The sequence below is a fragment of the Streptomyces sp. NPDC038707 genome, from assembly GCF_040636485.1.
Classification (GTDB): Bacteria; Actinomycetota; Actinomycetes; order Streptomycetales; family Streptomycetaceae; genus Streptomyces.
This window is the reverse complement of the sequence record NZ_JBEZUP010000011.1, coordinates 203,207-223,787: the sequence shown is the minus strand read 5'-3', so window position 1 is coordinate 223,787 and position 20,581 is coordinate 203,207. Positions and strand designations below refer to the sequence as shown.

Below are 20,581 nucleotides of genomic sequence, written 5' to 3'. Positions count from 1 at the left end.
CGTTCTCCTTTGGGAGGGCGGGGCCGTGGTGTGTTCAGGCGATGGTGACCCTGACGCCGGGCAGATTCAGCTTGGTGCGCCTGGTGATGGGGCCTTCCTCGGTTTCGCAGCCGATGACGGTCAGCCACTCCAGCCGTGACGGCAGGCCGGCGAATGCCGTGGGGGCGAGGCACCCGGACAGACCGAGACCGCTGAGCCCCGGACAGGCCGACACGAGCCGCCGGGGCAGATCGCGGGCGTCGAAGTCGTAGAACCACAGGCTGCGCAGGCTGGGCAGCACGGACAGTGGGGCGAGTGCGGGCAGGCGGCTCCGCGTGTCCGCGCCCACGTACAGATACGTGATGCCTTGGTACGGGGCCAGGAAGTCCAGTCGTGTCTCCGCTGTGACACCTGAGAGCCCCATCAGGGAGAGCTTCGGAAGGTCGGGGAGGCCGGGGATGCCGTTCGAGGTCGTGAGCGGCAACTGCACGTGGCGCAGCTCCGGCAGGTCCGCCAGTGCTTCCGGGTGCCGGAGCGAGGCAGTACCGATGAGGTTGATGTGATCGAGCGCGGGGAAGCGCGTCAACGAGGTCAGGTCGGCCGTGCCACGTACTCTGCATGCCAGCGACTGAAGCGCCGGGAGCGTGGGGAGGTCGGACAGGTCCTGGAGTTCGTACGCGACCCACAACCAGGTGAGCGACTCCAGCCGCACCGCCGCCGGTAGCTGGGCGGAGTGCGTCAGCTCCACCCAGCGCCCGCTCAGCGGCAGCCTGGCCATCACCCGATCGGCGTAAGCATCCGCATCGAAATACGACCATGCCTCGATGAGTGCCGAGACCACCTCGTCGCGCCGGTCCTCCGCATACCCCTCCAGCAACCCCAACGCCGCGTCGCCGCCGATCATCGCCACGGTCCGTACCGTCTGCGCCGCCGCCTTCGGTGTCAGCTCCTCCAGTGACCGGGGCATCCTGCGCAGCAGACTCGGCCCCACCGCGGCCAGCGCCGGAGGATCCGTAGGGCGCCGCGCCGGCAGCAACGCCGACACCGCCTCCTCCAACCGGTCCGCCAGCCCCTCGGAGACCTCCGGAACCGTCTCCTGACAGGCCGCCGCCAAGAGCCGTAGCTTCCTGGCGTACCGGGGCTCAGCCGCCGCCCGGTCCAGGATGCCGCCCAGCAGCTCCTCCCGCTGAGGCCGGTTCGCGTGGCCCGCCGTCATGATGATCGTCTCGCGCCACAGGTCCAGGTGCGCCCGCTCCACCAGGTTGCCGACGCGGTCCTCCTCCGCCGCCTCCTCCGCGGCCAGGTACTCCTGGAAGGTCCGGTGGACGAAGTCGAGGCGGCCCTCGGCGGGGGAGCGCAGGATGCCCGCGCGGTCCCGGAGCTGTTGCAGGACCCGCGCGCCGTCCTGTTCGTCCAGGTGCCGCATCCCCCGCAGCTTCCGGCCCACGTGCACCGCGGCCTGCTCGAGCCCGATCTCGCTGCGGTTGTTGTCCGACAGCCGCCACGCCAGGTCCCGGAGCAGCACCAGCTTGTCGTTCAGGCTCAGCCGGCCGTCCACCGCGCTCGGCACGTGACGGTCCGCGTCCCGCTCGTGGACCAGCGTGTGCAGCGCGTCGCGGTACAGCTCCATGCGGTCCCGGGGCAGCCGGCTGCCCCGGTCGAGGTGCATCGCGCACAGCATCGCCGCCAGCAACGGCGTACCGGCGAGGGACTGGAGGTGCGGTCGGTCCTTCAGGCTGGTCAGCAACGACTGCTCGTAGTGCGGGAGTTCGTCCGCCCGGCAGGGCAGGTCGTCGTCCAGTTCGCGCACCGCCCGGTGCCACTGCCGGACGAAGGCCGCGAGGTCGGGCGGGGTCATGCGGTCCAGGTGGAGCGCGGTGAACCGCTCCCGGCGCAGCCAGTCCGCGCGGGCGGCGGCGGGGCGGGAGGTGACGACGACCCGCGCCGACCCGTACGCGGTCAGCAGGCCCCGCAGCCAGTCGCGGACCCCCCGTCGCTCGCCGTCCAGCAGTTCGTCCACGCCGTCGATCAGCAACAGGGCCCTGCCGTCGACGAGTTGGCGTTCCACCCACGCCTTCGGCATGACCCCGGTGATCTGCCCCGCCACCGAGTCCAGCATCGCCTCCGGCTTCGGCAGCTCCCGGCCGCTGTACTCGCGCAGCTTCACGAACACCGGTGTCAGGCCGTTCCAGTCCGCGAGTTCCCCGGTGAACGCGCCCCGCGCGGCCGTGATCGCCAGCCAGCGCAGCAGCGTCGTCTTGCCGGAGCCCGCCTCGCCCCGCAGCAGGACCCGGGACGCTCCGCCGAGCGCCGACTCCACCCGCATGCCGGCGCTCTCGGTGCCGGGCTCCTCCCAGTCGCTCATGTCGGACCGCGGCACCGGCAGCGAGCGGGCCGGGCGGCGCCGGTCGCCGTCGTCCCCCGTGGCCCGCAGGCTCACGTACGCCACCGACAGCCGTACCCGCGCGCCCGCGCGGTCGGACGTGCGCCGGTACAGCTCGACCTCGTCCAGCGTCGTGCTGACCAGCTCCAGGTAGCGGCGCCGGAAATCGCCGTCCCGGTCCGTGCCCTCCGGGGCGAACAGGGAGCGGTCGGGGAGCCGTTCCAGCACCCGGGCGATCTCGCTGCCCAAAGACGTCGTACGGCCCAGGAGTTCGGTCAGCGCGCGTTCCTCGAAGACCGGCAGCCCGCGCACGATCCGCACGTAGTACTCGACGCACTCGGTGAACAGCAGCTCGTACAGGCGCGTTTCGGCTTCGCCGAGGCCGGCCGGCGGGCGTACCGCCCTGGTGATCTTGCGTACGATCTCCGCCGGGTTCACGTCCGCCGCGAGCACCGCCTCGTCGGAGAGGTCCGCCGCCTCGAACGTGTCGCACACCCCGTCGATCACGGCCTGCCGGGCGCTCTCGTCCAGGCCGGGGAACTCCCGTTCCAGGAAGGGCGCCAGCCGGTCGTACACCGCGTCCGCGATCTCCTCGAACTGCCGGTGCACCCCCCGCTGGAAGCGCAGCCCGGACACCCGCAGCCGGATCAGCCCGGCCATGTCCAGCCGCCGTTCCTGTTCCCGCCGCCTCCCGCCGAGCCACAACTGCGCCGCGGTCTTCGCCACGGTCGTGCCCAGTCGTAGCGCCGCCGCTGCCTCAGCGCTCAATGCCCGCTCCCTCGACATACATGGCCGGGGGCATTGTCACCCGTCGCGCTGCCTCTCGTCCCGCTTTCGCAGCCACGGGTCCAGCGGCAGGGACAGCGTGGCCACGCAGACCGCCGGCCACAGGGAGGTCAGCCGCAGACCCGGGGTCCACAGCGGCAGCAGGACGGCGGTCAGGAACGTGGTCAGCCAGCCGAGGAGCAGCGGGCCGCGCAGCCGTGCCCGCAGCGGGAACAGCAGGGCCGAGGACACCAGCGCGCTCGGCACCAGCAGCAGCGCCGCCCACAGCAGCGCGCGCCAGCCGTCGACCTCGATCACATGCATGGGACCCGCCCGTACGTACCACGACAAAGGCTCCTGTCCTCAAGGAAGAGCGACAGGAGCCCGCGTCGGTTGCCCGCGGGGCCGGGTTACCGCAGCCGTGCCATCAGGGCGTGCTCGACGAGCGTGATGAGGGCGCTCTTGGCGTCGGCGCGGTGGCGGGCGTCGGTGGTGATGATGGGGGTGTCGGGGCCGATCTGGAGTGCTTCGCGGACTTCGTCGGGGCTGTAGGGCTGTTGTCCGTCGAAGCCGTTGAGGGCGATGACGAAGGGGAGGCCGCTGTTCTCGAAGTAGTCGACGGCGGGGAAGCAGTCGGCGAGGCGGCGGGTGTCGACGAGGACGATGGCGCCGATGGCGCCGCGGACCAGGTCGTCCCACATGAACCAGAAGCGGTCCTGTCCGGGGGTGCCGAACAGGTAGAGGATGAGGTCCTGGTCCAGGGTGATGCGGCCGAAGTCCATGGCCACCGTGGTGGTGGTCTTGTCTCCGGTGTGGGTGAGGTCGTCGATGCCGGCCGACGCGGACGTCATGACGGCCTCTGTGCGCAGCGGGTTGATCTCCGAGACGGCGCCGACGAACGTGGTCTTGCCCACGCCGAAGCCGCCCGCCACCACGATCTTCGCGGAGGTGGTGGAGCGGGAAGGACCGCCGCTAGAGCTTGCGAAGTCCACTGAGCACCCTTTCGAGCAGTGTCACGTCTGGCTGGCCACCGGCGTTCTCGTCGCCGCCGGGCTGATGGATGGCGACCAGGCCCGCCTCCGCCAAGTCGGCGACGAGGATCCTGGCCACGCCGAGGGGGATCGTCAGCAGGGCCGAGATCTCGGCCACCGACTTGATCTCCCGGCACAGGTTGCAGATCCGCTGATGCTCGGGCAGCTGGCCCTGCATCTGGTGCGGAGCGGCGGTGGTGTGCACCAGTGCCTCGATGGCGAGCTGGTAGCGCGGGCGGGTCCGGCCGCCGGTCATGGCGTACGGACGCACCAGGGGGTTGTTCGACGCCGAGGCCGGGGCCGGCTCGGGACGGCGCTGCGGCTGGACCGGCTGGATGCGCGGCGCCTGCGGCTGGTCGTACGGCGGCTGGTTGTACGGGCCCGGGCCCTGCGGGGTGTAGGGCCGGCGGTGGTCGGGGGTGGAGGGGAATCCGTACGGGTTCGCCGAGCCGTCGGTCGGACCCTGTGCAGGGCCGTACGACCAATTGCCCGTAGACGAACCGCCTGGGGGTGTTGCCACTTTCTCCTCCTCCGAACTGCGCCGGGCACCCATCCCTGTGGAAGCCGCGTCCCGAAACCTTACGGCCCCGGGACACGTATACGCATCGTCCGATTACTAGTTGAGAAGGCTTCCCTGGAGCTCCGCGCGGAGATCCGGGGTGAGAACCGTGCCCGCGCGGTCCACCAGGAGGGCCATCTCGTACCCGATGAGCCCGATGTCCGCCTCCGGGTGGGCCAGCACCGCGAGGGACGACCCGTCGGAGATGGACATGATGAAGAGGAATCCTCGCTCCATCTCCACAACCGTCTGGTTCACGCTGCCGCCCTCGAAGATGCGCGAGGCACCGGCGGTCAGCGAGGTCAGACCGGAGGCGACGGCCGCGAGCTGGTCGGCGCGGTCGCGGGGAAAGCCTTCGGACATCGCCAGAAGGAGTCCGTCGGCGGAGACCACCACCGTGTGGGACACCCCCGGGGTGTTGTCCACGAAGTTGGTGATCAACCAGTTCAGGTTCTGTGCCGCCTGGCTCATCGGGCTCACACTAACGCTCCTGGTCGTAGGTGCTGTCAGGACCGAAGCCCTGGCCGTTCGTATCACTGCCTGCGCTGCGCCCGCGCTGGACGCCCCGACGCAGGTTGCTCAGCCTGCCCCGGACGTCCTCCGGGGCGCGGGAGACCTGTGGGCCTCCCTGGGGGGTGGATTCGGCGGAACCCTCGACCAGGTTGGCCTTGGGCACCCGCCGCGGCAGGCCGGAGGCGGTGACCCCGCCTGCCTTGGGCTTCCTGAGCTGCGCGGCCTGCTGCCACCGCTCGTCGTTCGCCGACCGCCAGTCGCCGTCGCCGCCCGTGCCCTGCGTGCTCCCCGGTGCCGGGGACGCCGCTTCCTGCCGCACGCGCGCCGTGCCGTTCGCGTTCGCGGAGCCGGCGCCCTGTGAGCCGCTCGCGGCGGAGCCACGGCGGGGCAGCCCGGCATCGGTCAGCTCGTGCGCGGCGGGAGAGTCCGTGCCCGGACGGTCGAAGCCTACGCCGTTCCGCTCATCCGCGTCAGCGGCCTGCGGGGTTTCCGCCTCCGGAGCGTACTGGGCCGGATAGCCGTTCTGGTAACCGTCCTGCTGCGGCCAGTCGTCCTGGTAGGACGGCTGCGGGGCGGGCTCGGCGTAGGGCGCCGGGGCCTCAGGGTAACCACCGTCGGCCAGGAAGCCCTCGGGCTGCGGCACCTCACCGGTCGGCGCGTAGTACTGCTCGTCGTACGCCTGCGGGTACGGCCGCTCGTACGATCCGCTGTGCGGCTCCTCGTACGAGCCGGTGGACTGCTCCTGGTACGAGCCGGTGGGCTGCTCCTGGTACGACCCGGTGTGCTGCTCCTCGTACGAGCCGGTGTGCTGCTCCTCGTACGCCGGCGTCTCGTACGACGCCTGCTGCGGCTGCTCCTGATACGCCTGCTGCCGGCCGGTGAACGGGTCCTGGTAGGGGGCCTCGGCACTCTCGTGCTGCGGCTCGGCGTGCGGCCGGCCGTGCTGGGCCTCCAGCGCGGCGCGGCGCTCCTCGCGCATCCGGGTGCGGCCGATGGGGTTCAGCTCCCGGCCGCCGTCGGGGGTCTCGGTGTAGCGACTGTCGTCGAAGCCCAGCTCGGCGGCGGTGCGCACGGGCTGCTGCGGAACGCTGAAGTCCCCACCCTGGAACTGCTGCTCCGGGATGATCTGCGAGACGGTGAACTCCTCGCGCTCCAGCGGGGCCTCGCCGCCACCGCCGTGCGTGATCGCGTCCGGCAGCATGACCAGGGACGTCGTACCGGCCTGCTCGCCCGAGGGGCGCAGCTGGACCCGGATGCCGTGCCGGTCGGACAGCCGGCCGACCACGAACAGGCCCATGCGCTGCGAGATCGCGGCGTCCACGGTCGGCGGGTTGGCCAGCTTGTGGTTGATGTCCGCGAAGTCCTCCGCGGTCAGACCGATGCCCTTGTCGTGGATCTCGATCATCACGCGGCCGTCGGGCAGCCGGGTCGCCGTGACCCGGACCTTGGTCTGCGGAGAGGAGAACGTGGTGGCGTTCTCCAGCAGCTCGGCCAGCAGGTGCACCAGGTCGGTGACCGCACGGCCGTGGATCTCGGCCTCCGGCACCCCGGACAGCTCGATGCGCTCGTACTGCTCCACCTCGGAGGAGGCCGCGCGCAGCACGTCGACCAGCGGCACCGGCTGGTCCCAGCGGCGGCCGGGCTCCTCGCCGGCGAGGACCAGCAGGTTCTCGCCGTTGCGGCGCATACGGGTGGCCAGGTGGTCCAGCTTGAAGAGGTTCTCCAGCTGGTCCGGGTCGGCCTCGTTGTTCTCCAGATCGGTGATCAGGGTCAACTGGCCCTCGATCAGCGACTGGTTGCGGCGCGAGAGGTTGGTGAAGATCGCGTTGATGTTGCCCCGCAGCAGCGCCTGCTCGGAGGCGAGCCGGACCGCCTCGCGGTGCACCTGGTCGAAGGCGCGGGCGACCTCGCCGATCTCGTCCTTGCTGGTGATGGGGATCGGCTCGACCCGGGTGTCGACCCGGCCGGGGTCGGTGCGGGAGAGCTGGTCGACCAGCATCGGAAGCCGCTGCTCGGCGATGCCGAAGGCGGCGTTGCGCAGCCGGCGCATCGAGCGGCTCATCTGCCGGGCCACCATGCCGGCCAGGATGAACGCGGCCAGCAGACCGATGACGACGACGGCGCCGGTGATCAGGGCGGAGGTCTTGGCGTCGTCGGCGATGCCGGACGCCTCGCTCACCGCCTTGTCGGCCAGGTCCGTCTCGATCTGGTGGTAGGCCTTGTACTTCAGCGTGTTGACCGCCCACCAGTTGGCGGTGGTGATGCCCTTGGCGGCCAGCCCCTGGCGGGTGAGCGCGCCGGTGTCCTTCATGGTGGCCAGCGCCGTGACCATGTCGGTCGGGTCCGCCGGCGGGGCGACGTACTTCGGGTCCTCCGCCTTGGCCTTGCGGGCCAGCGCGGCGGCGTCCGTCTGGATCTTCGACGTGGCGTCTTCCAGCTTCTGCGCGTCGGCCGCGGTGCCACCGCCCTTGTACTCCTCCAGCGCGATGCGCTCCAGGTAGGCGTACGAGGACAGGGAGATCTGCTGGGACGCCAGGTTCGGGGCGTCCGGGCCGGGCTTGACCAGCAGATGGGTGCCGATCGACCGCTCCAGCGACAGTGCCGCCTTGGTCAGCGACATCGCGTAGACGGTACGGCCGTAGGAGGTGATGTTTCCGGTGCCCAGACCGAGTTCGTTGGCGAACTCCATCAGCGGGTGGATGACCTCGACGTAGCCTTCCTCGGTCTTCACGCCGGTCATCCGGGAGGTGAACGCGGCCTGCCGCAGCCGGGCCAGCCCGGGCTCGGCCTCGTGGAACAGCGTCAGCCGACGCTTGATGCCCGACTTGTCCGGCGCGCTCTTCGCGGCTTCCTCGAACGCGTCGGCGGCCCGGTCGGTGGCCTTGCGGGCGTTGTCGACGACCGCCTTGCTCTGGGCGTCCTTCTTGTTCAGGAGCAGCGGCTCGGCGCTGACGTCGCGCTCGTTCTCCAGGGCGTCGGCGTAGGAGAGGGCGGCGCGCACCAGACGGGCGGTGTTCTCGGCGTCGCGGGCCTCCTGCCAGGTGTCGATCGAACTCTTCACCTGGAAGCCGCCCATGACGAGGCCGACCAGCACGGGTATGAGCAGGATCGCGTTCAGCCGGGTCGGCACCCGCCAGTTCCGCGGGGAGAGACGGCCACCGGACGCCGGAGCCGCCGCCGGCTGCGCGCCGGTGACGGGGGTGGGCGCCGCAGCGCGCGGCGGCGGGGTGAAGTTGCCCCGTGCCGACGGCTCGGGACCGTTCTTGCTTCGCCTCACTCGACCAACAACCTCTCGGCGGTCGGCACCTACGTCGTGCCGCAGTCTCTCAGAGCCCGGTCCGCGACAGACCACTACGGAGTACGTCTTCGACCATTGGGCAGTTCAGGCATTCCAGCACGTGGACCAGCGCGATTCCAAACAGCGGGAGCCTGTGGTGGAGCCGTTGTAAACGCCAGATAAAACGGTCATAAAGAGCGAGACTTGTCAAAAGGCGGGGGGTTCGTGCGCGCAGCGGCACCGTTCGACCGCGTGGCGTGGTGATACCCGGGCATTCCTCTGCCGAACTGTTATGAACCCCGGAGCCGACCGTGTCAAAGGCCACAGCCGGCTCCGAAACCTCTACGACAACTGCCGTAAAGCCCGACGCACTTGACCGCTACTTCAAGCGTGCCATCAGGGCGTGCTCGACGAGCGTGATGAGGGCGCTCTTGGCGTCGGCGCGGTGGCGGGCGTCGGTGGTGATGATGGGGGTGTCGGGGCCGATCTGGAGTGCTTCGCGGACTTCGTCGGGGCTGTAGGGCTGTTGTCCGTCGAAGCCGTTGAGGGCGATGACGAAGGGGAGGCCGCTGTTCTCGAAGTAGTCGACGGCGGGGAAGCAGTCGGCGAGGCGGCGGGTGTCGACGAGGACGATGGCGCCGATGGCGCCGCGGACCAGGTCGTCCCACATGAACCAGAAGCGGTCCTGTCCGGGGGTGCCGAACAGGTAGAGGATGAGGTCCTGGTCCAGGGTGATGCGGCCGAAGTCCATGGCCACCGTGGTGGTGGTCTTGTCTCCGGTGTGGGTGAGGTCGTCGATGCCGGCCGACGCGGACGTCATGACGGCCTCTGTGCGCAGCGGGTTGATCTCCGAGACGGCGCCGACGAACGTGGTCTTGCCCACGCCGAAGCCGCCCGCCACCACGATCTTCGCGGAGGTGGTGGCCCGGCCCGCGTCAGAGCTTGCGAAGTCCACTGAGCACCCTTTCGAGCAGCGTCACATCCGGAGCGCCGCCGTTGTTCTCGTCGCCACCAGGCTGGTGGATGGCGACCATGCCGGCCTCGGCGAGGTCGGCCACCAGGATCCGGGCCACACCGAGCGGCATGTTCAGCAGGGCCGAGACCTCGGCCACCGACTTGACCTCACGGCACAGGTGGCAGATGCGCTGGTGCTCCGGGAGCAGCCCCATGAGCACGGCCGGGTCGGCCGTGGTGCTGATCAGCGCCTCGATGGCGAGCTGGTAGCGGGGCCGGGTCCGGCCGCCGGTCATGGCGTAGGGCCTCACCAGCGGCTGGTCGCCCTCGTCCCCGTACGGCTCCGCGTACGGATCATGATGGGCGGTGGGCGGGGTCATGAATCCTCCGGGCGGGACAGCTAGTTGGTCAGTCAAGCCGTCTGACGGGGCCGGTGGGGGGATTGTGGCGGCCGGACGGTGTTTTCGTGAGGTGGGTGGTGCCGGGGCCGGTCAGTGGAGCAGACTGCCCTGGAGTTCGGCGCGCAGGTCCGGGGTGAGTACCGCACCCGCGCGGTCGACGAGCAGTGCCATCTCGTAACCGACGAGACCGATGTCCGCCTCGGGATGGGCCAGCACCGCGAGGGACGACCCGTCCGAGATGGACATCAGGAAGAGGAACCCGCGCTCCATCTCGACGACCGTCTGTGCCACGGTGCCGCCCTCGAAGATCCGGGACGCCCCGGCCGTCAGCGAGGTCAGCCCGGAGGCGACGGCCGCCAGCTGGTCGGCGCGGTCCCTCGGGAAGCCTTCGGACATCGCCAGCAGAAGGCCGTCGGCGGAGACCACCACCGTGTGGGACACCCCGGGGGTGTTGTCCACGAAGTTGGTGATCAACCAGTTCAGGTTCTGTGCCGCCTGGCTCATCGGACTCAACTAACGCTCCTGCTGGTGAGTGGGGCTCGGGAAGCTGCCGGTCTGGCCGCTGCCGGCCTGACGGCCCTGAGCGATGCCCCGACGGAGATTGGTCAGCCGGCCGCGTACGTCATCGGGCGCACGCGAGACCTGCGGACCGCTTTGGTGCTGTTGCTGCTGGGCGGTGCCGGGCACGAGGTTCGCCCGGGGCACGCGGCGCGGCAGGCCGGAGGTGGTGACCCCGCCCGCGGCGGGCTGCCGCACGCGCTCGGCCTGCCGGACGAGTTCGTCGTTCGGCGAGGTGCGCCAGGAGCCGGTGTTCGGCCCGGACCGCTGCGGGGCGGACGCGGGTGACTGCGGCTGCGTCTGTGGCGACGCGGGCGCGTTCTCCTGCTGCTGCTGGAACCAGTTGGTCTCCAGCGTGTCGAACAGCGGGGTACGGCCGTCTCCCGGACCGCTGGCCGGCGGCAGGGCCTCCGGCTCGGTGCGGGCCGGACGCTGTTGCTGCGGAGCGGCCGGGCGCGGGGCGCCGAAGTCGTCGTGGCCGGCCGGCCGCGGGCGCTCGAACTGCCCGGTGTGGCCGGGGTCCGGACGCCCGGGCAGGGCGTGCCGGCCGGTGGAGCCGCCGTCGAAACCGCCGTCGGCACCGCTGTCGTACGCCTGCGGGGCCTGCGGCGCCGGGAACTGGCCCGTGTGCCGGTCACCGTGGTCCGGCCGGCCGGCGCCCGGGGCGCCGAACACGTCGGAGCGGGCGAACGAACCGGTGTCCTGCGGGGTGCCGGGACCGTCGAAGGGCCCCGCCTGCCGCTCGGCGTCCGGACGCGCGAACCGGCCCGTGTGCCGGGCGTTGTCGAGCTGCGGGAACTGGCCCGTCTGCTGCGGGGTGTCGACCTGCGGGAACTGGCCGGTCTGCTGCGGGGTGTCGAGCTGCGGGAACTGGCCGGTCTGCTGTGCGTTGTCGAGCTGCGGGAACTGGCCCGTCTGGCGGAGGTCGTCCGGGCGGGCGAACTGGCCGGTCTGCTGGGCCGAGTCGCCCGCGCCGGGCAGCTCCGGACGGGGGAACTCACCCGTCGCGGCCGGGCCCTGGGCGTCGACGCGGGGCATCTCCGCGGTCGCACCCGGACCCTGCCGGTCGTCCACGCGCGGCATGTGCGCGGTCCGCGCCGGGTCCCGCTCGTCGTGGCCGCGCGGGGTGTCCAGCGCGTCCCGGGACAGCGGGGCCTGGTCGGCGGCCCAGCCCGGAGTGCGGGACTGCGGCTCCCCGCCGGGCAGTTCGGCCCGCGGGCCGCCGCGCGGCGGCAACTGGGGCCGGCGTCCCTGGTCGGCCGGCTTGCCGGACCGCTTGCGGCCGCCGTCGCCGCCGCCGAAGAGGTCCTGCTGCTGCGCACCGTTCGGGTGGGCGGCCTGCAGGCCCTGCGGCGCACCCGGCGCCTGGCCGCCGAAGCCGCCCGCGCCGGAACCGGCCGGCATCCGGCCGCCCTGCTGCGGCGCGGCACCGGGGCCGCCCTGCGGACCGCGCGCTCCGCCCGGCGCACCGGGACGTCCGCCCTGGCCCGGGTTGGGCAGCGCGGCGCGGGGACCCTGGCCGGGACCGGCCTGGCCGCGCGGGGCCGGACCGCCGCCGAGCAGACCGCCGCCGGCCGGGGCGCCACCGTGGTTTCCGGCCTGCCGCCGGGCCGCGGCCGCACCGGCGGCGGCCTGCGCGGCGGCCGGACCACCGGTCGGCACGGGGCCGCCGGGCTTGCCCGGAACCGGCTTCTTGTCGCCCTGGGCGACGTCCACCGGCAGCATGACCAGCGCGGTCGTACCACCGGAGTCGGACGGGCGCAGCTGGATGCGGATGCCGTGCCGCTGCGAGAGCCGGCCGACCACGAACAGGCCCATGCGGCGGGACACGGACACGTCCACGGTGGGCGGCGAGGCGAGCCGCTCGTTGATCGCCGCGAGGTCCTCGGGGGACAGGCCGATACCGGTGTCGTGGATCTCGATCAGGACGCGGCCGTCGGGCAGCGCGTGACCGGTGACCTTGACCTTGGTCTGCGGGGAGGAGAAGGAGGTCGCGTTCTCCAGCAGCTCGGCGAGCAGGTGCACGAGGTCGTTGACGACCCGGCCGGCGACCTGGGTGGTGGGGACGGAGGCCAGCTCGATGCGCTCGTACTGCTCCACCTCGGACGCGGCGGCACGGAGCACGTCGACCAGCGGCACCGGGCGGGTCCAGCGGCGGCCCGGCTCCTCACCGGCGAGCACGAGGAGGTTCTCGCCGTTACGGCGCATACGGGTCGCGAGGTGGTCCAGCTTGAACAGCGAGGACAGCTGGTCCGGGTCGGCCTCGCGGGACTCCAGCTCGGAGATCAGCGAGAGCTGACGCTGGATCAGACCCTGGGAGCGGCGCGAGAGGTTGGTGAACATCGCGTTGACGTTGCCCCGCAGCAGGGCCTGCTCGGCGGCGAGGCGGACCGCCTCGCGGTGCACGTCGTCGAAGGCCGCGGCCACCTGGCCGATCTCGTCCCGGGAGTGCACGCCGACCGACTCCACGGAGGTGTCCACGTCCTGCGGGTCGGACTCGGAGAGCTGCTTGACCAGCTCGGGCAGGCGGTCCTGGGCGACCTTGGTCGCGGTCTCCTGGAGCCGGCGCAGCGAGCGGATCATGGAGCGGGCCACGACGAACGCGCCGACCAGCGAGACACCGAGCACGAGCAGGATCAGCGCACCGGAGATGATGGCCTCACGCTGGGTGGCGCTCTTCAGCTCGCGGGCCTTCTGCTCCATCTCCTCCAGGAGCGTGTGCTCGATCTTCTTCATCTGCTCGATCTTGGTCGAGCTGTCGTCCACCCAGTCCTTGTAGGAGCGCGCCGGCAGCTGCTGGAGGCCGTCGGGGGACTCGAAGGAGCGCTTGGCGTAGGTGTCGGCCGCCTCGATCGTCGGGTTGCCCTCGTCGATCGGCTTCAGCAGCTCCTCGGTGTTCTGGTCGGCGTAGATCTTCCGGAAGATCGCCAGCTCGGAGTTCTCGCTCTCGTACGCCGACTGGCCGTAGAGACGGTCGTTCTCGGTGAGGTCGCCCTTGGTGGAGGGGGTGGCCGGCAGCGCGGCGGCGATCATGGCCCGCTGCACGGAGGCGTACTCCTTGGCGGTGGAGAAGGCCGCCAGGGCACGGGTGCGGGAGATCATCTCCGGGTTGCTGGACGCCTCGGCCATGTCCTGGGAGAGGCCGATGAGCTGGGTGATCAGACGGTGGTACGACTCGACCGTCTGGGAGGCGTTCCGCTCCGACGCGTACGCCTTCTGGCGGATCTTGGCCAGGTCGTCCAGCTGGTTGGCGAGGCCGACGAGCGCGTCGCGCACGCCCTGGAGCTTGCCGTCCTTGCTCGCCGCGTCGATCTTCTCGGAGTCGTCGAGGAAGTCGTCACGGGCCCGGTCGGTCTTCTGCTGGTAGGCCTTGATCTGGTAGTCGTTCGCGTTCAGGCCGCCGCGCGCCAGCGGGCCGGCGGACTGGTCGCGCTCCTCCTGGAGCGCCGCGGCCAGCTCGGTGGCCTGCTTGGTCATCTCCGTCAGCAGCTTCATGTTGTCGAGCTGCTGGATGTCGTTCAGGTTCTCGTTGATGCGCAGGGCGCCCAGCGAGGTGGCCGCGACCACGGGGAGGGCGAGCAGCGAGACCAGGCGGGTGGAGATGCGCCAGTTACGCAGGGCCAGCCGGGAACCGGGGCCGGTGGAACCGCCCGGGGCGGGCTTCACCGTCGGCGTGGGGGCGCCGGAGGGGGCGGTCTTCGCGGGGGCCGTCGGGGTGGGGGCGCCGGGGCGTCCGCCGCCGTCCTTGGCCGGGGCCGGTCCCGGCTTCTGGGCGTGCTGGGGCGTTGAACCGCGGTCGGTCCCGCCGTGCGGCTCCGGCTCCGCCGAAGCGCTGCCATCCCTCTTGAAACGTCCCTGCACTAGCGTCGCAACCTCTGGACCAGGCGCCCCTCCGGGTGAACGGAGGGACACGGTGTCGGCGTTGTGGGGAGCGCCCTGAATACGCCCCCCGGGTGGTCTTGAGTGACCGGCGCTGGCTTCCCCCTGTCTCGCCGCCACTCGGCGCTGTGTCGCGCCCCCTGTGCGCCGGCTCGATCCCGCGGCGGTCCGTGGAATTCCAGCACAGTGCAGGATCTCCAACAAGGGCAGCGGGCCGAGCTGTGACCTCTGTGACAACGTGTGAGTGGTGGGTTACCAGCCGTGGAGTCAGTTTCGGTCGAAAACGGTCATACTCCGGCGAGTTGCCGGTCGGGGGCAGGTGTCCCAGTCGACATGATCAGGAGCGGAATGATGGCTTCAGGTGCCCAATGTCCGTTTAGTTAGGCCCGGTTGACGGCCGGAATTGACCGGTTTGCCCATGAGTTGGTGAGCAAACTCACACACTTCTCGGGGACAGTTGGCGACTTCGTCGGGGAATCGGATGTTTAGCCTGACGCTTTACAAGACGGACGACTCTGCCCACCCACTCCCCCAGAGGGGACAGGACGACAACGGTGAAGACGACGATGATGTTCCGCAAGATAGCCAACCCGCGACGCACGACCCTGGCGCACCTGAAGGACGCCGGCGAGCTGCACACGCCCGAGCTGCCGGAGCACTCCGTCGACCTCCCCGCCCAGACTGCCAACCCCCGGCGCACCGTCCTCATGGACGTCCCGGTGGGCTCGGGAGCCCCGGCCGGCGAGTGACCGACGAGCTTCACCGGGCGCGGCCGCGGGGATCGCACGACGATCCCTCCGGCCGCGCCCGTCTGTACGGGCACGGGTGCGAGTACGCGCTTCGCCGCCGGTCCGGCCGAGCCGCCCACAACCCCGTGACCCTTTCTGACCTGCGGCGACACCCCCAGCAGAGGTGAGCGTCCTATAGCTCCGATAACCTGGGGCGTCAATACGCCGGTTCTCAGTGAGGGGCGCGAGCATCCCGTGCGCATCGCCAGGTTCTCCATCGACGGGAACGTAGCCTTCGGCGCGGTCGAGGGCGACAAGCAGGACGAACTCGTCCTCGACATCATCAAGGGCATCCCGTTCGCGGACTTCGAACTGTCCGGGACGAAGGTGCCGCTCAGCAAGGTCAGGCTGCTCCCGCCGGTGCTCCCCAACAAGGTCGTGGCCTTCGGCCGCAACTACGCCGAGCACGCGCGCGAACTGGGCAACGAGGTGCCCGAGGCACCGTTCGCCTTCTTCAAGCCGTCCACCTCGGTGATCGGCCCCGGCGACGAGATCCAGTACCCGTCGTTCTCCCAGGAGCTGCACCACGAGGCCGAGCTGGCCGTCGTCATCGGCCGCATGTGCCGCGAGGTCCCGCGCGACCGCGTCAAGGACGTCGTCCTCGGCTACACCTGCGCCAACGACGTCACCGCCCGCGACGTCCAGAAGCGCGAGAAGCAGTGGGCCCGGGCCAAGGGCTTCGACAGCTCCTGCCCGCTCGGCCCCTGGGTGGAGACGGACCTGGACCTCGCCCGCGCGAACGACCTGACCATCCAGCTCACCGTCAACGGCGAACAGCGCCAGCTGGGCCGTACGAGCGAGATGATCCACTCCATCGAGGACCTGGTCGTCAACATCTCGGAGGCCATGACGCTGCTCCCCGGCGACGTCATCCTCACCGGAACCCCCGCGGGGGTCGGCCCCCTGAACGTCGGCGACGAGGTCGCCGTCACCATCGAAGGCATCGGCACTCTCACCAACAAGGTTGTCAAGCGTGGCTAGCGCACCTGTACGCGTCCGTTTCTGCCCCTCGCCCACCGGTAACCCGCACGTGGGCCTGGTGCGCACCGCCCTGTTCAACTGGGCCTTCGCCCGGCACCACCAGGGCACCCTGGTCTTCCGCATCGAGGACACCGACGCGGCCCGCGACTCCGAGGAGTCCTACCAGCAGCTCCTCGACGCGATGCGCTGGCTCGGCTTCGACTGGGACGAGGGCCCCGAGGTCGGCGGCCCGCACGCGCCGTACCGCCAGTCGCAGCGGATGGACATCTACCAGGACGTCGCCCGCAAGCTGCTGGACGGCGGCTACGCCTACCACTGCTACTGCTCCCAGGAGGAGCTGGACACCCGCCGCGAGGCCGCCCGCGCCGCGGGCCGGCCCTCCGGCTACGACGGCCACTGCCGCGAGCTGACCGCCGAGCAGGTCGAGCAGTACCAGGCGCAGGGCCGCGAGCCCATCGTCCGCTTCCGGATGCCGGACGAGACGATCACGTTCACCGACCTGGTCCGCGGCGAGCTGACCTTCACCCCGGAGAACGTGCCCGACTACGGCATCGTCCGCGCGAACGGCGCCCCGCTGTACACGCTGGTCAACCCGGTCGACGACGCCCTGATGGAGATCACCCACGTCCTGCGCGGCGAGGACCTGCTCTCCTCCACCCCGCGCCAGATCGCGCTGTACAAGGCGCTGATCGAGCTGGGCATCGCCAAGGACGTCCCGCGGTTCGGCCACCTGCCGTACGTGATGGGCGAGGGCAACAAGAAGCTGTCCAAGCGCGACCCGCAGTCCTCGCTGAACCTCTACCGCGAGCAGGGCTTCCTGCCCGAGGGCCTGCTCAACTACCTCTCCCTGCTCGGCTGGTCGCTCTCCGCGGACCAGGACATCTTCACGATCGAGGAGATGGTCCGGGCCTTCGACATCGCCGACGTGAACCCCAACCCGGCCCGCTTCGACCTGAAGAAGTGCGAGGCCATCAACGGCGACCACATCCGCATGCTCGAGGTGAAGGAGTTCACCGAGCGCTGCCGGCCGTGGCTGCGGGCCCCGTTCGCACCGTGGGCGCCGGAGGACTTCGACGAGACCAAGTGGCAGGCGATCGCCCCGCACGCCCAGACCCGCCTGAAGGTCCTGTCGGAGATCACCGACAACGTCGACTTCCTGTTCCTGCCCGAGCCGGTCTTCGACGAGGCGAGCTGGACCAAGGCGATGAAGGAGGGCTCCGACGCCCTGCTGCGCACCGCCCGGGAGAAGCTGGAGGCGGCCGACTGGTCCTCGGCCGAGGCGCTGAAGGAGGCCGTCCTGGCGGCCGGCGAGGCGCACGGCCTCAAGCTCGGCAAGGCCCAGGCCCCGGTCCGGGTGGCCGTCACCGGCCGCACCGTCGGCCTGCCGCTGTTCGAGTCCCTGGAGATCCTGGGCAAGGAGAAGACCCTGGCCCGGATCGACGCGGCCCTGGCCAGGCTCACCGCGTAAACCGGCCCACCACGCCTGAGGGGCGGCCCCCGGACCTCCGGGCGCCGCCCCTCAGGCGTGTGTCACTGAGCGTCGGCTTCGTCCACCAGGTAGTGACTCTCGTCGAAGATCTCCAGCACGACGACGACCATGACCGCGCCGGCCACCATGTACTCCAGCATGACGCCGGGGGCCACATAGGCCTTGCGCAGGTGCTCGTCGGGGCCCAGCTGCGCGGTCGAGGTCTTCCGGAACGGATCGCGAGCCAGTACGCGGACGGCCCTGTCCAGCTGCGCACGGCGCTCTGCGGGCAGCGCGTCGTAGGTGGCACGGGCCTCGACGGTGAACTGGACGCGGTACTCGTTCATGTCCCTCAGTGTGCCAGCCGCATGGCGGTACCGTCGGTCGTATGACGATCAGAGCCGTCGTCTGGGACGTGGACGACACCCTCTTCGATTACACGAGCGCGGACCGCGCGGGCATGCGGGCGCACCTGGTGGCCGAGGGGCTGCTCGCCGCGTACGGCGACGTGGAGCGGGCGCTGCTGCGCTGGCGGGAGATCACCGACGCCCAGTGGGCCCGGTTCTCCGCCGGCGAGGTGGACTTCGTCACACAGCGCCGCGACCGCACCCGGGCCTTCCTCGGCCGGGACCTGACCGACGGCGAGGCCGACGCCTGGTTCGAGCGCTATCTGGGCCACTACGAGGCCGCCTGGAGCCTGTTCCCGGACGTCCTGCCCGCCCTGGACGCCCTCGCGGCCGGTTACCGGCACGCGGTGCTGTCCAACTCCAGCCTCACCGTCCAGGAGCACAAGCTGCGCGCCCTCGGCCTCCTCGACCGCTTCGAGTCCGTCCTGTGCGCCGCCGAGCTGGGCGTCTCCAAACCGGAGGCCGGCGCCTTCCTGGCGGCCTGCGAGGCGCTGGGGCTGCCCCCGCACGAGGTGGCGTACGTCGGCGACCACCCGGAGATCGACGGCCGGGGCGCCGCCGAGGCCGGCCTGCTGTCCGTGTGGATCGACCGCGGGACCGCCCTCGTACGGTCCGCCGGGCAGCCCGTCGCGCACCGGATCTCGACCCTCGCCGAACTCCCGGCGCTCGTCCGCGCCGATACCCGTTTTGGAGCCCCGTCCACCTTCGGGTAATGTTCTTTCTGCGCCGAGGGGCGCGGGCCGGAAGGCCAAAGCCCCGAGGAGCAAGCTAGAACGAGAACCCCCGCAGGGGCTTGAGTTCCAGTGGCCTATGGTGTAATTGGCAGCACGACTGATTCTGGTTCAGTTAGTCTTGGTTCGAGTCCAGGTAGGCCAGCTCGCAGAGCTTATCTGCAAAGCCCCCGTTGTGTAGCGGCCTAGCACGCTGCCCTCTCAAGGCAGTAGCGCCGGTTCGAATCCGGTCGGGGGTACTGATCTCGATCTTGTCGGGATCGCTAGGGCCCCCGTTGTGTAGCGGCCTAGCACGCCGCCCTCTCAAGGCGGTAGCGCCGGTTCGAATCCGGTCGGGGGTACTGACTGGTCTAAACCATCATTGGTCTATGGTGTAATTGGCAGCACGACTGATTCTGGTTCAGTTAGTCTTGGTTCGAGTCCAGGTAGACCAGCTCGGATCTGCGGCGTCGTACATCGAACGCTTGTAAGATCCACGCCCCCGTTGTGTAGCGGCCTAGCACGCCGCCCTCTCAAGGCGGTAGCGCCGGTTCGAATCCGGTCGGGGGTACGCACAGGGAAGGCCCTCCACCTCGGTGGGGGGCCTTCGCCGTGTCCGCGCCCGCCGGCTCACTCGAAGCCGTACCGCCGTGCCGCCTCCTCCTCCTGGGCCAGCCGGTGCAGTGCCCGGAGCAACGGCTCGTTGAGGATCGCGGCCAGCACCGCGTACTCGACCCGTTCCGCCTCCGACGGCCGCCGCTCCAGGCCGTCCAGGTCCAGGACGGCCGTCCGGCGCATCAACTCGGCGTACGGCTCGAGGCGTTCCGCCCCCCAGTCGTAGCCGAGCCGGCGGAACGCGGCCACCCCCACCACCAGCGAGCGGTACGCGGGGGAGAGGGGCGCGAGCTGCTTGGCGTTGGTCCAGCCGAGCCGGTCCAGGAGCGCGGCGACCTCCTCGTGCGCGGCTCGCACGTACGCGTCGTCCTCGTCCGGCTCCGGCACCTGCGGCAGCGCCCACAGGGCCGCGCCCAGGCGGATGGAGCGGCCCAGGGAGTCGTCGTCCACGTGCCGCAGCACCTCGCGCACGGTCGCCACCGGCAGCCGGCCCACCTGGACCATGGCCCGGACCAGGCGCAGCCGGCGCAGGTGCTCCTCGCCGTACTCGGCCGTCGTGGCGTTGATCTGGCGGCCGGGCGGCAACAGCCCTTCGCGCAGGTAGTACTTGATCGTCGCGGTGGACACACCGCTGCGTTCGCTCAGCTCGGCAAGCCGCATCCCTTGCGTCCCTTCTTGGATAACGGCACTATCCAAGCACTGGCTGCCGGATAGCGCCGCTCACCTATGAGGGGGAAGTCATGGTGTCCCGTACCACCGCCGACGCCCGGGGCGAGGTCGTCGTCCTGCTGATCGGCGTGCGCATCAACCGCTTCGCGGCCGTGCGGCTGTGGCTGCCCGTGCTGCTCGCGATGTCCCGCATGCTGCGGGAACTGGAGAAGGACCGGGGGCGGGGCCTGCTGGGCAAGGTGCTGCTGACGGCGTCCCCGCGGTCGTACTACGTCGTGCAGTACTGGGAGTCGAAGGAGAAGCTGTACGCGTACGCGACGGCGCCCGACGCGTTCCACCACGCCGCGTGGGCGCGGCTCAACCGCCTGGAGCGGGCCGGGAAGCTGCGTGGGCAGGTGGGGATATGGCACGAGACGTACGTCGTGCCGGAGGGGTCCTACGAGGCGGTCTACGCCGACATGCCGGCGTTCGGGCTGGCGGCGGCGCACGGCCGGGTGCCGCTGGAGAAGCGGGGGCGCTACGCCAAGGACCGGTTCGCCCATCGGTCGGGCGCGGCGGGAGGCGCCTGAGCGCCCTGGAGGTGCCGCCGGGGCGGGCCTGGTCCGCCGAGGCCGTTCGCGGCCACGCGGCGAAGCCGCGGATCG

At 70.9% G+C, this 20,581-nt stretch carries 17 protein-coding genes and 5 tRNA genes; 10 read left to right on the top strand and 12 right to left on the bottom strand.

Going from position 1 to position 20,581, the window contains the following annotated elements:
• Window positions 1–34: 34 nt before the first annotated feature.
• From AB0E62_RS17995 to AB0E62_RS17950, 10 genes are all read right to left on the bottom strand, one after another.
• Window positions 35–3,130 (bottom strand): NACHT domain-containing protein, encoded by a 3,096-nt coding sequence (locus AB0E62_RS17995; RefSeq protein WP_362193945.1) that lies wholly within the window; start codon window positions 3,128–3,130, stop codon window positions 35–37.
• Between the two features lie 36 nt (window positions 3,131–3,166).
• Window positions 3,167–3,451 carry a hypothetical protein gene (locus tag AB0E62_RS17990; RefSeq protein ID WP_362193942.1) on the bottom strand — a complete coding sequence of 95 codons (285 nt, stop codon included), beginning with the start codon at window positions 3,449–3,451 and terminating at the stop codon, window positions 3,167–3,169.
• Between the two features lie 86 nt (window positions 3,452–3,537).
• Window positions 3,538–4,119: an ATP/GTP-binding protein gene (locus AB0E62_RS17985; RefSeq protein WP_093769009.1), complete on the bottom strand. Its 582-nt coding sequence runs from the start codon at window positions 4,117–4,119 to the stop codon at window positions 3,538–3,540.
• Entirely contained in the window at window positions 4,100–4,678 is a 579-nt protein-coding gene (locus AB0E62_RS17980; RefSeq protein ID WP_362193939.1) for a DUF742 domain-containing protein, read from the bottom strand. The genes AB0E62_RS17985 and AB0E62_RS17980 overlap by 20 nt, the downstream gene beginning before the upstream one ends.
• A 96-nt stretch (window positions 4,679–4,774) precedes the next feature.
• Window positions 4,775–5,188 (bottom strand): roadblock/LC7 domain-containing protein, encoded by a 414-nt coding sequence (locus AB0E62_RS17975; RefSeq protein ID WP_004983065.1) that lies wholly within the window; start codon window positions 5,186–5,188, stop codon window positions 4,775–4,777.
• A 10-nt stretch (window positions 5,189–5,198) separates the two neighbouring features.
• Window positions 5,199–8,507, bottom strand: a complete 3,309-nt coding sequence (locus AB0E62_RS17970) for a nitrate- and nitrite sensing domain-containing protein (protein WP_362193936.1) — start codon at window positions 8,505–8,507, stop codon at window positions 5,199–5,201.
• 379 nt (window positions 8,508–8,886) lie between these two features.
• Entirely contained in the window at window positions 8,887–9,462 is a 576-nt protein-coding gene (locus AB0E62_RS17965) for an ATP/GTP-binding protein (RefSeq protein WP_181793988.1), read from the bottom strand.
• Window positions 9,443–9,841 carry a DUF742 domain-containing protein gene (locus AB0E62_RS17960; protein WP_030612634.1) on the bottom strand — a complete coding sequence of 133 codons (399 nt, stop codon included), beginning with the start codon at window positions 9,839–9,841 and terminating at the stop codon, window positions 9,443–9,445. The genes AB0E62_RS17965 and AB0E62_RS17960 overlap by 20 nt, the downstream gene beginning before the upstream one ends.
• A 111-nt stretch (window positions 9,842–9,952) precedes the next feature.
• A complete protein-coding gene (locus tag AB0E62_RS17955; protein ID WP_014675212.1) occupies window positions 9,953–10,366 on the bottom strand; it encodes a roadblock/LC7 domain-containing protein in 414 nt (137 codons plus the stop codon).
• 9 nt (window positions 10,367–10,375) lie between these two features.
• Window positions 10,376–14,281, bottom strand: a complete 3,906-nt coding sequence (locus AB0E62_RS17950) for a nitrate- and nitrite sensing domain-containing protein (protein ID WP_362193932.1) — start codon at window positions 14,279–14,281, stop codon at window positions 10,376–10,378.
• 572 nt (window positions 14,282–14,853) lie between these two features.
• Between AB0E62_RS17950 and AB0E62_RS17945 the strand changes: the two genes are divergently transcribed.
• The 3 genes from AB0E62_RS17945 (at window position 14,854) to gltX (ending at window position 17,536) form a co-directional block, all read left to right on the top strand.
• Window positions 14,854–15,048 carry a hypothetical protein gene (locus AB0E62_RS17945; protein WP_362193929.1) on the top strand — a complete coding sequence of 65 codons (195 nt, stop codon included), beginning with the start codon at window positions 14,854–14,856 and terminating at the stop codon, window positions 15,046–15,048.
• A gap of 234 nt (window positions 15,049–15,282) precedes the next feature.
• Window positions 15,283–16,068, top strand: coding sequence for a fumarylacetoacetate hydrolase family protein (locus AB0E62_RS17940; RefSeq protein WP_362193926.1), 786 nt, complete (start codon window positions 15,283–15,285; stop codon window positions 16,066–16,068).
• Entirely contained in the window at window positions 16,052–17,536 is a 1,485-nt protein-coding gene (gene gltX, locus AB0E62_RS17935; RefSeq protein WP_362193923.1) for a glutamate--tRNA ligase, read from the top strand. Before AB0E62_RS17940 ends, gltX begins: the two co-directional genes overlap by 17 nt.
• 62 nt (window positions 17,537–17,598) lie before the next feature.
• Here gltX and AB0E62_RS17930 read toward each other — a convergent pair whose 3' ends face one another.
• Window positions 17,599–17,883: a hypothetical protein gene (locus AB0E62_RS17930; protein WP_362193920.1), complete on the bottom strand. Its 285-nt coding sequence runs from the start codon at window positions 17,881–17,883 to the stop codon at window positions 17,599–17,601.
• A 41-nt stretch (window positions 17,884–17,924) separates the two neighbouring features.
• Here AB0E62_RS17930 and AB0E62_RS17925 point away from each other — a divergent pair, with 41 nt between their 5' ends.
• From AB0E62_RS17925 to AB0E62_RS17900, 6 genes are all read left to right on the top strand, one after another.
• Window positions 17,925–18,656, top strand: coding sequence for an HAD family hydrolase (locus tag AB0E62_RS17925; protein WP_362193917.1), 732 nt, complete (start codon window positions 17,925–17,927; stop codon window positions 18,654–18,656).
• A 91-nt stretch (window positions 18,657–18,747) separates the two neighbouring features.
• Window positions 18,748–18,819: transfer RNA gene (locus tag AB0E62_RS17920), tRNA-Gln, on the top strand.
• Window positions 18,820–18,840: 21 nt separating this feature from the next.
• Window positions 18,841–18,913, top strand: a tRNA-Glu gene (locus AB0E62_RS17915).
• A gap of 29 nt (window positions 18,914–18,942) precedes the next feature.
• A tRNA-Glu gene (locus AB0E62_RS17910) sits at window positions 18,943–19,015 on the top strand.
• Between the two features lie 21 nt (window positions 19,016–19,036).
• A tRNA-Gln gene (locus AB0E62_RS17905) sits at window positions 19,037–19,108 on the top strand.
• 43 nt (window positions 19,109–19,151) lie between these two features.
• Window positions 19,152–19,224: transfer RNA gene (locus AB0E62_RS17900), tRNA-Glu, on the top strand.
• Between the two features lie 59 nt (window positions 19,225–19,283).
• On the opposite strand, the gene AB0E62_RS17895 is transcribed toward AB0E62_RS17900, so the two are convergent.
• A complete protein-coding gene (locus AB0E62_RS17895; protein ID WP_362193914.1) occupies window positions 19,284–19,928 on the bottom strand; it encodes a MerR family transcriptional regulator in 645 nt (214 codons plus the stop codon).
• An 80-nt stretch (window positions 19,929–20,008) separates the two neighbouring features.
• On the opposite strand from AB0E62_RS17895, the gene AB0E62_RS17890 reads away from it, so the two are divergent.
• Window positions 20,009–20,506, top strand: a complete 498-nt coding sequence (locus tag AB0E62_RS17890) for a DUF4188 domain-containing protein (protein WP_362193911.1) — start codon at window positions 20,009–20,011, stop codon at window positions 20,504–20,506.
• Window positions 20,507–20,581 lie beyond the last annotated feature (75 nt).

Bases quoted from the DNA above. Each gene is read 5' to 3' on its own strand.
- AB0E62_RS17990 (WP_362193942.1), bottom strand. From the start codon at position 3,451: ATGCATGTGATCGAGGTCGACGGCTGGCGCGCGCTGCTGTGGGCGGCG.
- AB0E62_RS17975 (WP_004983065.1), bottom strand. From the start codon at position 5,188: ATGAGCCAGGCGGCACAGAACCTGAACTGGTTGATCACCAACTTCGTG.
- AB0E62_RS17960 (WP_030612634.1), bottom strand. From the start codon at position 9,841: ATGACCCCGCCCACCGCCCATCATGATCCGTACGCGGAGCCGTACGGG.
- AB0E62_RS17955 (WP_014675212.1), bottom strand. From the start codon at position 10,366: ATGAGCCAGGCGGCACAGAACCTGAACTGGTTGATCACCAACTTCGTG.
- AB0E62_RS17930 (WP_362193920.1), bottom strand. From the start codon at position 17,883: ATGAACGAGTACCGCGTCCAGTTCACCGTCGAGGCCCGTGCCACCTAC.
- AB0E62_RS17925 (WP_362193917.1), top strand. From the start codon at position 17,925: ATGACGATCAGAGCCGTCGTCTGGGACGTGGACGACACCCTCTTCGAT.
- AB0E62_RS17895 (WP_362193914.1), bottom strand. From the start codon at position 19,928: ATGCGGCTTGCCGAGCTGAGCGAACGCAGCGGTGTGTCCACCGCGACG.
- AB0E62_RS17890 (WP_362193911.1), top strand. From the start codon at position 20,009: ATGGTGTCCCGTACCACCGCCGACGCCCGGGGCGAGGTCGTCGTCCTG.